The following is a 13,450-nucleotide window of genomic DNA, read 5'->3' as shown; positions in this document are numbered from 1 at the left end:
TATGCTGACACCTCAGGAGGTTTCTACCCATTCATTTTCCAAGGCGTCCTTCGGCGGCTACAATATGGCCATGGTGGACGAATTTTTAGACGAGCTGACGGACGATTATACCGCCCTTTATAAAGAGAACGCGGCTCTGAAGGCCAAGCTGAAGGTGCTGGTGGAGAAGGTGGAGGAATACCGCGCCACCGAGGATTCCATGCGGGCTACCCTGCTCACCGCGCAGCGGATGGCGGACTCCATTGTAAAGGAGGCCGAGCAGAAGCGGGATCAGATGATGACACAGGCGGAGATCGACGCGAAGCTGAAGATCAACTGCCTGAAAAACGAGGCTATCGCCGCAGAGGAGCGTCTGCGCCGGGGCAAGGAGGAACTGGAAAAATTTTCCGCTGCGGTCCGGGCTGTGTGCGATAAGGAGATTCAGCTCCTGGAGCAGCTTCCCCAACTGCCGGTGGAAACGGAGCCGGAAGCGGCGGATGCCGCGGATTCTGTGCAGGAGATCGAGGACAATGTGATGGCGGCGTTCAACGCCGGCGACCCTGTCGCCCCGGAGGCGGCGCCCGCAGAAGCGGAGGAGAAGGCACCCGCAGAGCCGGAAGCGGAGTCTGCGGCGCCTGCGGAAGCGGCAGACCCCTTTGCGGACCTGTCCGCCACCCGCCAGATCAATCTGGACGAACTGAAATTCGGCCGTAATTACAATAACAATGACTGAGAAAAGCGGCTTTTCAATTTGAAAAGCCGTTTTTTGTCATAAAGGAGGAGCTTATGGACAAGCAGACGCCCATTATCGCCTTTCTCTACGATTTTGATAAGACCCTGTGCACCACGGACATGGAGGACTATGCCTTTATCCCGGCGCTGGGCTACACCCCAGCGGAGTTTTGGGCCAAGGCCAACAGCTTTGGCTGGAGCAACCGCATGGATGGCCTGCTGGCCTATATGTACACCATGATTCAAGAGTGTGCCGCCCAGAGCATCAAGCTGGACCGGGCCTTCCTCAACCGCTGCGGAGCGTCGATTCAACTGTTCCCCGGTGTGCGGGAGTGGTTTGGGCGAATCAACGCCTTTGCCAAGAGTTTGGGCGTGCAGGTGGAGCACTATGTCATCTCCTCCGGCCTGCGGGAGATCATCGAGGGCAGCGGCATCGCCCATGAGTTCCGAGAGATTTATGCCTGTGAATTTTACTACAACGGAAACGGTGATGCCTGCTGGCCGAAGCTGGACGTCAACTTCACCAACAAAACGCAGTTCGTTTACCGCATCAACAAGGGCATTCTGGACGTTTCCCGGGATAAGGAGCTCAATGACTCCATGCCGGACGATTCCAAGCGGGTCCCGTTTACCAATATGATCTACATTGGGGACGGACTTTCCGATGTCCCTTGCATGAAAATGATGCGGGCTTATGGCGGACAGGCCATCGCCGTATATCAGTCCGGCAACCGGCAGGGAGTGGAAAAGCTGCTGGCGGATGGTCGGGTGGATTTCATGTTCCCGGCGGATTACCGGGCGGGCACGGAGCTGGACCGCACCGTGCAGGATATTTTGCAGCGCATGGCCATTACGGACCGGCTGCTGGAGACGAATACCCACCAGCTCTGCAGCATCGGCAAGGGCGAACTGCCAAATCAGGTGGAGCTGTTTTGACGGAATAATGAGAGCGGCAGCGGGCAACCGCTGCCGCTTCGGCTTGTTAAAAATTTTTTGGTCAGCAGCGAGAGCGAAAACATGGGGGATTTTGCGGAAAAATTCTTTACTTTTTGTATCCTGTTTGCTAAACTATACACTGTGTATTGACTAATTCGGCCGGGGCATTGCCCCGGCTGTTTCACGGAGGGAATCCATGGCAACAGAATTTTCCAGAACGCTGTCCCTGCTGCGAAAGGAACGGGGCATCTCCCAGCGGACCGCCGCCGGGGACCTTGGGGTGTCGCAGGCGCTTTTGAGCCACTATGAAAACGGCATCCGGGAGCCGGGACTGGCATTTGTGGTGCGGGTGTGCGACTACTACCATGTCTCCGCAGACTATATGCTGGGCCGGACGCTGGCCCGGGATGGCAGTATGCTGACAGCGGAGGAGGTTCTGGACATGGCGGAGCCGGGGAATATTCTGCAGGGCAGTGTGCTGGCTACGCTGCGGAGCAAGCTCCTTACCGGCGCTGTGGGCGTACTGTTCGGGCTTTTGGGAAAGCTGGGAGACAAGGCTGCCATCAACGCCGCAGCGGACAGCCTGAGCTGTCAGATCTACCTTCTGTACCGCCAGCTCCATCGGGCGGCGGGGGGCAGCGCGGATTATTTTGCACTGCCGGAGGAGGACTGCGCAGCGGGAATCGCGGCCTCCGGCGCCTCGCTGGCGCAGGCGGAATATGCCCGGGCTATCCGGGAACGGGCAAGAGAGAAGGCGGAGTTCCCCGACTTGTCCCATGAGGCGGTAAACGCCGCCTATCCCGGCCGGAGTCAGGGCTTTATTCAGGTCCTCAGCACGGCGGACGGACAGCTCAGCCATCTGAACCAGACAGAGCGATGAACGTACAATCCCTGACATTTCTGGTTTTTCTCACCGGGACGGTGTGCCTTTGCCGCATGGCGGGCCGGTGGGGGCGGCAATGGCAGATCACGCTGCTGCTGGCGGCCAGTCTGATTTTTTACCTGTGGAGCGGTACGTCCGACGCGCTGTGGGGCTGCGGCCTGCTGGCCTGCTCCGCCATGGTGACGCTGCTGGCGGCGAACGCTCTGCGGAAAAAACGCAGCCGGAGCGTATTGGCTGCGGCTGCCTGTTGGCACCTTGTGGTGCTGATGCTTTTCAAATACACCGGCTTTTTAAGCGGCGGCGCGGTGCGTGTACCGTTTGTGCCCATGGGCATCAGCTTTTTTACGTTTCAGCAGCTCTGGTATCTCCATGAGGTGTACACCGGCGCGTTTGCGGAAGTACCGCCGGCGGCGGAATACCTGACCTACAGCCTGTTTTTCCCAACAGTCTCCTCCGGGCCGATTTTAAAGCCCCAGAGCTTTTTTCCGCAAATCGAAGCGCCCATCTCCCCTACCGGCCATGATACGGCGGCGGGACTGTACGCCGTGAGCCGTGGCCTTGCCAAAAAGGTGCTGCTGGCGGATAATCTTGGGATTTTGGTGAACAACGGCTGGGAGAATTTATCGGGCCTCACCGCCATGACAGCGTGGTTCGTGATACTGGGGTATTCGCTTCAGCTCTACTTTGATTTTTCCGGCTACTGTGACATTGCCGCCGGGTGTGCCCGATTGCTGGGACTGCGGCTGCCGGTGAACTTTGATTCGCCCTACCGCAGCCTCTCGGTCACGGAGTTCTGGAAGCGCTGGCACATGACGCTGACCGCGTTTTTGCGGGAATGTGTCTATTTCCCGCTGGGCGGCAGCCGCCGGGGTCAAGGGCGGACGTATCTGAACATTCTGGTGGTGTATCTCATCAGCGGCATCTGGCATGGGGCCGGGTGGACATTTATCGTCTGGGGACTGCTCCACGGCGCGGCGCAGGTCACAGAGCGCCTGTGGGGCGGCAGGCGGGACGCGCTGCCGAAATGGCTCCGCTGGGTCATGACGTTTTTCTTCCTGAACCTTGCGTGGGTGTTTTTCCGGGCACCGGATATGCCGGCGGCGGCAGCGCTGCTGAAAACCGCTGTAACCGGGGGCTTTGGCGGGATTCGTCCATGGCTTGTGAACGGCCTGTTCCGGCGGGAATTCAGCGCACTGGAGCTGCTGGCACCGGCTGTGCGGCCCTATACGACGTATCTGCGGGTGGCGCTGATCTTGGGCGCGGGACTGCTGACCGCCCTGTGGCCCCGGAACACCGTCCGGCAGATGGAGGTGTTCCGCCCGACAGTGAGAAGCTGCCTGACCACGGCGCTGCTGGCGGCATGGTCGATTTTGTCCTTTACCGGTGTGGTGACGTTTATCTATTCCAATTTCTGAGAAAGGAGGCAGCCTCTGTGAGCGACCGCGCATATAAAAGGTGGAGCTGCGGCCTCCTGCTGACGCTGCTGCTGGTGCTGGGAGCCTGTGCCGCCGTGGTATATTGGGTGGACCCCTGCTTCTATTACCGAATGCCGAAGGACCGCGCCCCGGTGTTTTTCAGCGAGCGGTACCAAACGGCGGGCATCGTCCGCAACAATGCGGCGGACGTTGTGCTGCTGGGCTCATCCATGACCGCAAACTACCGGGGCAGCAAGGTTGGAGCAGTATTTGGCGGAACGGGCCTGCGGCTGACGATTCCGGACGGTTACTACAGCGAGTTTGATGAGGTGATGACGCTGCTGATGCGGACGCACCCGCCGGAGCGGGTGCTTTTTGCCATGGACGCCAATATCCTCACCCGCTCCCCGGCAGGTGTCACCGGCGCCATGCCGGACTATCTCTACGATGACGATTCTCTCAATGACGCCCGCTATCTTCTGAATAAAGACACGCTGTACTATAGCCTCTACGCGCTGATGAGCCAGCGCTGGAATGCGGGGGAAACGCTGGATACCGGCTTTATGTGGGATGACACGGTCTGGTGGAACCACATGGAGGCGCTGGACGAGTACGAACGCCCGGAGGTAGCGGCGGTCTCCATGCCGGCGGGTGCGCTGCTGGCGGACACCGCCGAAAATCTGGCGGTGGTGACGAACTGGGCGACCCGGTACCCCGATGTGGAATTTGATTTATTTTTCTCTCCCTACAGTATTCTCTACTGGGATAAGATCGACCGCATGGGGGAAACGGACGCGGTATTCGCCGCGCTGGAGCTGGCCTGCAAAACGCTGCTGCCCTATGAGAACATAACGCTCCACGGACTGCTGTTTGACCGGGACATCATTGAGCAGTTGGATTATTACTGCGACTATGTGCACCACTCCGCCGAGGCGGGAGAGCTGGTGCTGGCGAAGCTGAGCTCCGGCGCGGACCGGCTGACGGAGGAAAATTACCGGAAAACTCTCGCCAACTGGCGGGATTTTGTGGTAAACTATGACTACGAAAAATTCTGGGACGAGCATTACTGGTATCAGTTCCATACGCCTAACAATTCATGAAGCTCTGCGGAGGTTTACCTGTATGACCAAACAAAGCAACATTCGCAATTTTTCCATTATCGCTCACATCGACCACGGCAAGTCTACGCTGGCGGACCGGCTGTTGGAGACCTGCGGCGCGGTATCCCAGCGGCAGATGGCAAATCAACTGCTGGACAATATGGACCTGGAGCGGGAGCGGGGCATCACCATCAAGGCCCGGGCCGTTAAGCTGAATTACAAGGCGCAGGATGGTGAGACCTATGAGCTGAACCTCATCGACACGCCGGGACACGTGGACTTCAACTATGAGGTCTCCCGGTCTCTGGCGGCCTGTGAGGGCGCCGTGCTGGTGGTGGACGCCACGCAGGGCGTGGAGGCGCAGACCTTGGCCAACACTTATCTTGCTATGGAGCACGATTTGGAGATCGTGCCGGTGTTCAACAAAATCGACCTGCCCGCCGCCGACCCGGCCAAGGCCAAGCAGGAGGTGGAGGACATCATCGGCCTGCCCGCCATGGACGCGCCGGAGATTTCCGCCAAGCTGGGAATCAACATCGAGGCCGTGCTGGAGGATGTGGTGAAGAACATCCCCGCTCCCACGGGCGACCCGGCAGCGCCGCTGAAGGCGCTGGTATTTGACAGCCAGTATGACAGCTACCGGGGTGTTGTGGTGTACTTCCGCATTATGGAGGGAACGATTCGTACCGGCCAGACCATCAAAATGATGGCCACCGGGGCGACGTATCAGATTGTGGAGTGCGGACATCTGCTGCCGCTGGGGCTGGAGCCGTGCAAGGAGTTGTCCGCCGGTGAGGTGGGCTACTTCACAGCGTCTATCAAGACCGTCAGCGATACCCGGGTGGGCGATACCGTTACCGATGCGGCAGATTCCACGGCGGAGCCGCTGCCGGGCTACCGTCCTGTACAGTCCATGGTCTACTGCGGCATTTATACGGAGGACGGTTCCAAGTATCCCGACCTCCGGGACGCGCTGGAAAAGCTGCAATTAAATGACGCTTCGCTGAGCTTCGAGCCGGAATCCTCCGCGGCGCTGGGCTTCGGTTTCCGCTGCGGCTTTTTGGGAATGCTCCACATGGAGGTCATTCAGGAGCGCCTGGAGCGGGAGTTTGATCTGGACCTCGTTACAACCCTCCCCTCTGTTATCTATCATGTCTATAAGACCAACGGCGATCTGGTGAAGGTGGATAATCCCCATAATTACCCGGACCCGTCTGTCATCGAGCGGGCGGAGGAGCCGTATGTTAAGGTGAACATCATCGCCCCTAACGAGTATGTAGGCAATATCATGCCCATGTGTCAGGACCGCCGGGGTGAGTTCAAGGATATGCAGTATTTGGACACGCATCTGGTAGAGCTGCATTACCAGATGCCTTTAAATGAGATTATCTATGACTTTTTTGATGCTTTGAAGGCCAACACCAAGGGCTATGCCTCTCTGGACTATGAGCTCTCCGGCTATCGGCCCAGCGATCTTGTGAAGGTGGACCTGCTGCTTAACGGCGATCAGGTGGACGCTTTGAGCTTCATCGCCCACCGGGATAAGGCATACCCCCGTGCCCGGCGGCTGTGCGAAAAGCTGAAGGAGAACATCCCCCGCCAGCTTTTTGAGATTCCCATTCAGGCCGCCATCGGCGGCCGGGTCATCGCCCGGGAGACTGTGAAGGCCATGCGGAAGGACGTTCTTGCCAAGTGCTACGGCGGCGACGTTACCCGCAAAAAGAAGCTGCTGGAAAAGCAGAAGGAAGGCAAAAAGAAGATGCGGGCACTGGGAACGGTGCAGATGCCGACAGAGGCGTTTTTGGCTGTGCTGAAGCTGGATGAATAATCTCTTTTTGCCTTCCTGCGAGCCGCAAAGCGGCGAGCCGGCGCTGTGCGCCGCTATTTCAATCAGCTTTTGAAACGCGGAGCGTTTTCAAAAGGCAAAAAGAAGATGCGGGCACTGGGAACGGTGCAGATGCCGACAGAGGCGTTTTTGGCTGTGCTGAAGCTGGACGAGTAAGGTGCAGACAACACAAAATAAGACAGGAGCGCTCCTACTTTGGTAGGAGCGCTCCTGTTTTTAATCAATCGGCTGCCGCAGATAAATGATTTGCCAAATGCTCAGTCAACAGCGATCACGGCGCCGTCAAACTTCTCGGCGATGAAATTCTTGATGGTATCGGAATGCAGCGCCTCGGCCAGAGCCTGAATGGCCTCGTTATTTTCGTTGCCCTCCTTGCAGACCAGCACGTTCACATAGGGAGAGTCAGAGGACTCCAGAGCCAGCGCATCGGTGACAGGATTCAAACCGGCCCCCAGCGCATAGTTGGAGTTGATAACGGCAATGTCGGCGTCGGAGAGAGTGGTAGGCAGGTTGGCGGCCTCCACCTCAATGAAGGTCAGGTTCTTGGGGTTCTCGGTGATGTCCTTGGGGGTAGAGGAGAGGTTGGAGTCATCGGCCAGCTTGATAAGGCCCTGTGCCTCCAGCAGCAGAAGGGCACGGCCCTCGTTGGTGGCATCGTTGGGGATGGCTACGGAAGCACCGTCGGCCAGCTCGTCCAGCGTGGCGGTCTTGCCGGCGTAAATACCCATGGGCTCAATGTGAACGCCGGTGACGCTCACCAGATGGGTGCCGCGCTGGGCGTTGAAGTCATCCAGATAGGGGATGTGCTGGAAGTAGTTGGCATCCTCCTCACCGTCCTCCACAGCGGTGTTGGGGATCACATAGTCGCTGTACTCATGGACCTGCAGGTCAATACCCTGCTCTGCCAGAATGGGAACGCACTCTTTCAGAATTTCGGCGTGGGGCGTGGGAGAGGCGGCTACGTTCAGCGTCACGGTCTCCTGATTTTCGGCGGGCTGCTCCGCCTGGGCGTCGCTGTTGGCGGCGTCATTGGACTTGCTGCCGCAGGCGGTCAGGGACAGGGCGAGGGACAGGGCCAGCAGAGTGGCAAAAATCTTGTTTTTCATGGTTCTTTTCCTCCAATATAATATTTGATTTCATTTATTTTTCAAACGCTTGCCGGGACACGCCCCTTGTGCACGGAGGGGGTGTCCGATCCTACGGGACAGGCGATGAAAGCGAATTTTGAAAAGCGGTTATTTTGTGTGGGTAAAATGCGCGAGGAACTGAAGCGGAGTAAAATCGGCGCTTTGATCCGTGCGCTGGCGCTTGTCGATTTTTTTCGTCAGCCAACTGAAAAAGGATTGGACGATTTGGACCAGCACGATAAGGATGACCACCGTGACCCACATGACGGAGGTGATGCCCCGCTGATGGCCGTAGCGGATGGCGATGTCGCCCAGTCCGCCGCCGCCCACGGAGCCGGCCATGGCGGTATAGGCCAGAATGGTGACAATGGAAATGGCACCGCCCAGCACAAGGGAGGGCTTGGCTTCCGGCAGATAGACCTTCCAGATGATCTGGAACGTGGAGGCACCCATGGACTGCGCGGCCTCCACCACGCCGGATTCCACCTCCGCCAAGGAGGTTTCCACCATGCGGGCGATAAAGGGAGCGGCAGAAACAATCAGGGGAACGATGGCGCCCTTCACGCCGATCTTCGTGCCGACGATGAGCTTGGTAAAGGGCATGATGGCCACCATCAGAATGATAAAGGGAAGCGAGCGGCCCACATTGACGATCCAGCCGAGAATTTGGTTGACAGCCCGATTGGGCCGGATGCCGTTGGGCTGGGTGATGGTGAGAATCACGCCCAGCGGCAGGCCGATGAGATACGCAAAGATGGTGGAAATGCCGGTCATGACCAGCGTATCCCATGTGCCTTTCAAAAGATCGCTGCCGTATTTAGCCCAGAACACGGTAATGGTATCAAGCATGGTATTCCACCTCCTCAGCGGTGATGTTTGGTTGGGAACGAATATAGCTCAGGGCCTTGGCGGCCTCGTTGGGGTCATCCGGCAGCAGCAGAAGCATGGTTCCGAAGGCCTTTCCGTCGATGGTGCGTGTGTCGGCACCTAAAATCGTGACCTTCACGCCGCAGTCAATAGCAAGGGAGGCGATGAGGGGGTCATAAACTGTGCCGCCGTTGAAGGAAACACGGACCGCCCGGGTGCCGGTGGGGTACTGCTTGACGCTGACGCCGCCGGGGTACACCAGCCGCCGGGCCGCGTCCGTGGAGGGATGAGCGAAGATGTCCTCCACCCTGCCCTCCTCGGCCACCGCGCCGCCATCCAAAATAGCAACACGAGTGCAGATTTCCTCAATGACACTCATCTGGTGGGTGATGATGACCACCGTGACGCCCAGCTTTTGATTGAGCTCCTTCAAAAGAGAGAGGATGGAATTGGTGGTGGTGGGGTCCAGCGCGGAAGTGGCCTCATCGCACAGGAGAACCTTTGGGTCCGTGGCCAGCGCACGGGCGATGGCTACCCGCTGCTTTTGTCCGCCAGAGAGCTGTGAGGGATAGGCATTGGCCTTTTCCTTCAGCCCTACCAGCTCCAGCAGCTCCTGCGCCTTTTTCTCGGCCTGCGCTCGGGGCACACCGGAGAGCTCCATGGGAAAGCACACATTTTTGAGGCACGTTCTCTGCATCAGCAGGTTGAAGCTCTGAAAGATCATGCTGATTTTCTTTCTGGCTTGCCGCAGCTCCCGCTCGGAAAGGCTTGTCAATTCCTGACCGTCCACAGTGACGGTGCCGCTGGTAGGCCGCTCCAAGAGATTGATGCAGCGGACCAGCGTAGACTTTCCGGCACCGGAGAAGCCGATAATGCCGAAAATCTCGCCATCTTCGATTTCAAGAGACACATCCCGGACAGCGTGTACGCCGCTGTCGGGACCGCCGAAGGTCTTGCTGATATGCTCCAGTTTGATCATCGTATCCTTCTTTCCGTTTTCCGGGCAAACTAAAAGGGGCGGAAAGCGCTGCCGCTTTCCGCCCCGAAACAGCTTCTTGGCTGCTTACATTTTGGGAGGCTTATTCGCGGAAACGCACAAAGACATGGGCATGGTCATCATTCCCATGTCCATCATGCACATCTCCATACCAAAGCGAATAGCGATCATGTCGGTGCGTCTCCTTCCTGTCCCCGGTGTCCCGGTTCGTTTCGTTGTGCACAGGGTAGCACTGAAAACCTATCATGTCAATAGATTGATTTATTTTTGGAAAATGCACCGAAATTTTGCGCGGCAACAAATGTTCCTTTTGTCAAAATGGAGCGGGAAAACAGAAAAATGCCCCGAAAGGTCTGCCTTTCGGGGCGGTGACAATGCGATACGGAATGGAAAACCGATGCTAAACGATGTCGTACAGACTGTCGGCAAGCAGCCATATCTGAGAAAACGGGCGCATGAGATTCCAGATTCCGCCGCCGAGAAAGCCGTATTCGGCAATAAGGCGGAGCTTGGCGGAAAGGCTGCGGGCGTCCTCAAACCAGACCTCGTGGATGATACCGTCCTCGGCGGTATAGTGAAAATAGGGCGACTGGGCCGTTTGGTCATATTGAATGGCAATGCGGTATTGCAGGGCAAGATCGATGGCCTGCTGGTTGGAAATGGATTTGGCCCGGGTCTGCCCCTGCACAAAGGGCAGTGGCCAGTCATAGCCGTAGTTTGGGACGCCCAGCAGGAGCTTTTCCGCCGGGAGCTCCGTCACGGCATAGTCCAGCACGGCCCGGACGTTGGGCAGCGGCGCTACCGCCATGGGCGGCCCCGCCGTATAGCCCCATTCATACGTCATCAGCAAAGCGGCGTCTACGGCGGCGCCGAGGGCGGCATAGTCATGGCCCTCATAGAGAAGTCCCCGCTGGTCGGCGGAGGTTTTTGGGGCCAGCGCCACCCACAAAAAGCGGCCTATGGGCCGCAAAATGCGCCGCAGACGCTCCAAAAACGCGGCGTAGGCCCCGGAGAGATAGCCGGGCAGATACTCAAAGTCCACATCCACCCCGGCAAAACCTTTGACGCGGACCGTATCCGCGATTTGGGTCAGCAGTGCTGCCTGCATGGCCCCATCGGTTAAGACCGTTTCCGCCCGTTCCGTGCTGAATTGGCCGTTTTCCGTCAGGGTAGAGAGGTGCAGCACCGGGGCTGTGCCGTGCAGACGGGCGGCGGCAATCATCTCCTCATCCGATAGAGGAAGCAAGGCACCCTCTGATGTGATGCCATAGGTAAAGGGAGCTAAGTCGGTCAGATAGGGGAGCTGTTCCGCCAGCAGCGCTGGAGAAATATTAGGGTAGGCGTAGCCGTTGAAAACGGCGGGACCCAGCTTTTCCTCAAAATAAGAGATGACCAAGACCTGTCCCGGCCAAACAGTCTCTTTGCCGCCAAGCGGCCAGTTGTTCCGCCAGAGCTGCCGGATGGAAATGCCGTAATCCCGGGCAATGGAGGAAAGGGTCTCCCCTGCCCGAACGGCATGGACCTGCCGGGAAAAGCGGACTACCAGCGTCTGCCCCACTGCCAACTGCCCGCCGGAAACGGTGTTGTCTGCCGCCAGCCGGGCGGGGTCCACACCGTAATGCTCCGCAATGGCGGCAAGGGTCTCTCCGGTTCGTACCACATGAATCGTCATAGCTGCTCCCTTCTGCCGCTTGTGCCGCAAACGGCGGGGCGATGCCCCTTTTGGGAGACCCTATGACGGTTTCGCCGCAGTTATGCCCTTGGCGGCAAAATCGCCGTGTTCTATTGAAAAAGCATTAAAATCACACCGTAGATCACCGAAGCCAGTGTGCCGAACGTGATGACAGGTCCGGCCACGGTGAACATTTTGGCCGCCATGCCGGTGACAAACCCCTCACTTTTAAAGTCGATGGCTGGGGAAACCACAGCGTTGGCAAAGCCGGTAATAGGCACCAGCGTTCCGGCACCGCCGAAGCGGGCCAGCTTGTTGTAAAGATTCAAGCCTGTCAGCAGGGCGGAGAGAAACACCAGCGTACAGGAGGTGGCGGTCCCGGCGTCCTCTTTGGAAAGCCCCGCGGCGGCCCAGCCGTTTTGAATGGCCTGCCCCAGCACACAGATAGCGCCGCCGATGACAAAGGATAGACATACATCCTTCAAAAGCGGGGATTTTTTCATCCGCTGCTGTACATAGCTCTGATATTCCTGGGGCGTCATGTCCATAGCGCATTCACCTCACACATTTTTCACAGTATTTGCGCCAAATAGGGAAATGATACGGCGGTTCTTGCAATTTTGCCGGAAAAGCGGTAAACTGATGCCACTACGATGCAAAATGGGAGGGTGTTGCCATGAAAACCGTTCTGCCGCTGGGCCTGTATCTGCATATTCCCTTTTGCAAGGCGAAGTGCATTTACTGTGATTTCTATTCCCTGCCCCATGCGGAGGACCGTATGGATGCCTATACGGATGCGCTGTGCGCCCATTTGACAGAGGCGGCGCCCAACGCGGCCTCCCACACGGTCGATACGATTTATTTTGGCGGCGGCACACCCAGCTATCTTGGGGAAAAGCGGCTGTGCAAAATTTTGAAAACGGTGCAAAAGCGCTATCATATTTCCCGAGATGCGGAAATCACCCTTGAGGCGAACCCGGACTCCGCCGGGGACTGGAAGGCTCTGCGCGCCCTGCGGCGCTGCGGATTCAACCGCATATCCCTTGGGATGCAGTCCGCCTGCAATGAAGAGCTGCGCGCCATCGGCAGAGTGCATACCGTGGAGCAGGTACAGCAGGCGGTGGAGGCTGCCCGAAGGGCAAAAATCAAAAATGTGTCTCTCGACCTTATTTACGGCCTGCCCCACCAGACGGCGGAGCGCTGGATGGAAAATCTGGCCGCCGCCGTGGCACTGGCCCCGGAACACCTGAGCTGCTATGGGCTGAAGGTGGAGGAGAGGACGCCCCTCTATGCCGTGCGGGACAGTGCCGGCCTCCCGGGAGACGAGGAGCAGGCGGATATGTACCTTCAGACGGTGGAGTTTTTGAAGCAGTACGGCTACGTCCAGTATGAGATCTCCAATTTCGCAAAGCCGGGCTTTGAATCCCGGCATAATCTGAAATACTGGCAGCTTCAGGAATATGCCGGCTTCGGCCCGGGCGCCCACAGCGATTTCGGCGGTGTACGGTACGCCTACGAAAAGGATGTAGAGAGCTATATCGCCGCCGCCCACGGCGGCGTGTTCCGCTTTTCGGAAAACACCGTCATCCCGCCCCGGGACCGGGATGTGGAATGGCTCATGCTGGGGGCGCGGACGGTCTACGGTCTGGACCCCAAGGACTACGAGAACCGCTTCCGCCGCCGGTTCGACCCGATCTTCCTGCCGTTTCTGCAAAAGTGCGCGGCAGCGGGCTACGCCGTTATGGAGAAAGGCCGCTGGCACCTGACGCCACGGGGCTTTTTAGTCTCCAATCAAATCATCGGCGGACTGCTGGACGCGCAGGCGGAGGAAAAGCAGCGCCGCGCGGAGGCCGCCGCCCGGGGCGATTTTCGGGTAGATTCTTACCAGTAAGTGAC

Annotated in this window: 13 protein-coding genes; 8 read left to right on the top strand and 5 right to left on the bottom strand. The window is 58.2% G+C overall.

The features are described 5' to 3' along the window. Position 1: 1 nt before the first annotated feature. From PY311_RS01425 to PY311_RS01395, 7 genes are all read left to right on the top strand, one after another. Positions 2-712, top strand: a complete 711-nt coding sequence (locus PY311_RS01425) for a DivIVA domain-containing protein (RefSeq protein ID WP_286146889.1) — start codon at positions 2-4, stop codon at positions 710-712. A 53-nt stretch (positions 713-765) separates the two neighbouring features. Continuing rightward, on the top strand, positions 766-1,647 hold the full coding sequence (locus PY311_RS01420) for an HAD family hydrolase (RefSeq protein ID WP_286146888.1): 882 nt from the start codon (positions 766-768) through the stop codon (positions 1,645-1,647). Between the two features lie 196 nt (positions 1,648-1,843). After that, positions 1,844-2,527: a helix-turn-helix domain-containing protein gene (locus PY311_RS01415; RefSeq protein WP_286146887.1), complete on the top strand. Its 684-nt coding sequence runs from the start codon at positions 1,844-1,846 to the stop codon at positions 2,525-2,527. Then, positions 2,524-3,945, top strand: a complete 1,422-nt coding sequence (locus tag PY311_RS01410) for an MBOAT family O-acyltransferase (RefSeq protein ID WP_286146886.1) — start codon at positions 2,524-2,526, stop codon at positions 3,943-3,945. The genes PY311_RS01415 and PY311_RS01410 overlap by 4 nt, the downstream gene beginning before the upstream one ends. Positions 3,946-3,962: 17 nt before the next feature. Continuing rightward, the gene (locus PY311_RS01405; RefSeq protein WP_286146885.1) at positions 3,963-5,045 is read left to right on the top strand and encodes a hypothetical protein; all 1,083 of its coding nucleotides are present in this window, start codon (positions 3,963-3,965) and stop codon (positions 5,043-5,045) included. Positions 5,046-5,067: 22 nt separating this feature from the next. Beyond that, positions 5,068-6,873 (top strand): translation elongation factor 4, encoded by a 1,806-nt coding sequence (lepA, locus tag PY311_RS01400; RefSeq protein WP_286146884.1) that lies wholly within the window; start codon positions 5,068-5,070, stop codon positions 6,871-6,873. Positions 6,874-6,918: 45 nt separating this feature from the next. Further along, positions 6,919-7,047, top strand: coding sequence for an elongation factor 4 family protein (locus PY311_RS01395; RefSeq protein WP_286146883.1), 129 nt, complete (start codon positions 6,919-6,921; stop codon positions 7,045-7,047). 101 nt (positions 7,048-7,148) lie between these two features. Here the strand turns inward: PY311_RS01395 and PY311_RS01390 are convergent, their stop codons facing one another. The 5 genes from PY311_RS01390 to spoVAC all read right to left on the bottom strand — a co-directional run bounded on the left by PY311_RS01390 (position 7,149) and on the right by spoVAC (position 12,102). Further along, a complete protein-coding gene (locus PY311_RS01390) occupies positions 7,149-7,997 on the bottom strand; it encodes a MetQ/NlpA family ABC transporter substrate-binding protein (protein WP_286146882.1) in 849 nt (282 codons plus the stop codon). A 129-nt stretch (positions 7,998-8,126) separates the two neighbouring features. Beyond that, positions 8,127-8,867 (bottom strand): methionine ABC transporter permease, encoded by a 741-nt coding sequence (locus PY311_RS01385; RefSeq protein WP_286146881.1) that lies wholly within the window; start codon positions 8,865-8,867, stop codon positions 8,127-8,129. Beyond that, a complete protein-coding gene (locus tag PY311_RS01380) occupies positions 8,860-9,864 on the bottom strand; it encodes a methionine ABC transporter ATP-binding protein (protein ID WP_286146880.1) in 1,005 nt (334 codons plus the stop codon). Before PY311_RS01380 ends, PY311_RS01385 begins: the two co-directional genes overlap by 8 nt. A 418-nt stretch (positions 9,865-10,282) precedes the next feature. Then, positions 10,283-11,554, bottom strand: coding sequence for a glycoside hydrolase family 18 protein (locus PY311_RS01375; RefSeq protein ID WP_286146879.1), 1,272 nt, complete (start codon positions 11,552-11,554; stop codon positions 10,283-10,285). A gap of 110 nt (positions 11,555-11,664) precedes the next feature. Beyond that, on the bottom strand, positions 11,665-12,102 hold the full coding sequence (spoVAC, locus tag PY311_RS01370; RefSeq protein WP_286146878.1) for a stage V sporulation protein AC: 438 nt from the start codon (positions 12,100-12,102) through the stop codon (positions 11,665-11,667). A gap of 128 nt (positions 12,103-12,230) precedes the next feature. Here spoVAC and hemW point away from each other — a divergent pair, with 128 nt between their 5' ends. Continuing rightward, entirely contained in the window at positions 12,231-13,445 is a 1,215-nt protein-coding gene (gene hemW, locus PY311_RS01365) for a radical SAM family heme chaperone HemW (protein WP_286146877.1), read from the top strand. Positions 13,446-13,450: the final 5 nt, after the last annotated feature.

The organism is Neopoerus faecalis (assembly GCF_029218125.1).
GTDB lineage: Bacteria > Bacillota > Clostridia > Oscillospirales > Oscillospiraceae > Oscillibacter > Oscillibacter faecalis_A.
The sequence above is the reverse complement of the archived record's forward strand: the minus strand, read 5'-3'. Positions and strand labels throughout refer to the sequence as shown.

Excerpts from the sequence above, each read along its gene's own strand:
- PY311_RS01425 (WP_286146889.1), top strand. The coding sequence starts at position 2 with ATGCTGACACCTCAGGAGGTTTCTACCCATTCATTTTCCAAGGCGTCC.
- PY311_RS01420 (WP_286146888.1), top strand. The coding sequence starts at position 766 with ATGGACAAGCAGACGCCCATTATCGCCTTTCTCTACGATTTTGATAAG.
- PY311_RS01415 (WP_286146887.1), top strand. The coding sequence starts at position 1,844 with ATGGCAACAGAATTTTCCAGAACGCTGTCCCTGCTGCGAAAGGAACGG.
- PY311_RS01410 (WP_286146886.1), top strand. The coding sequence starts at position 2,524 with ATGAACGTACAATCCCTGACATTTCTGGTTTTTCTCACCGGGACGGTG.
- lepA (WP_286146884.1), top strand. The coding sequence starts at position 5,068 with ATGACCAAACAAAGCAACATTCGCAATTTTTCCATTATCGCTCACATC.
- PY311_RS01390 (WP_286146882.1), bottom strand. The coding sequence starts at position 7,997 with ATGAAAAACAAGATTTTTGCCACTCTGCTGGCCCTGTCCCTCGCCCTG.
- PY311_RS01385 (WP_286146881.1), bottom strand. The coding sequence starts at position 8,867 with ATGCTTGATACCATTACCGTGTTCTGGGCTAAATACGGCAGCGATCTT.
- PY311_RS01380 (WP_286146880.1), bottom strand. The coding sequence starts at position 9,864 with ATGATCAAACTGGAGCATATCAGCAAGACCTTCGGCGGTCCCGACAGC.
- PY311_RS01375 (WP_286146879.1), bottom strand. The coding sequence starts at position 11,554 with ATGACGATTCATGTGGTACGAACCGGAGAGACCCTTGCCGCCATTGCG.
- spoVAC (WP_286146878.1), bottom strand. The coding sequence starts at position 12,102 with ATGGACATGACGCCCCAGGAATATCAGAGCTATGTACAGCAGCGGATG.
- hemW (WP_286146877.1), top strand. The coding sequence starts at position 12,231 with ATGAAAACCGTTCTGCCGCTGGGCCTGTATCTGCATATTCCCTTTTGC.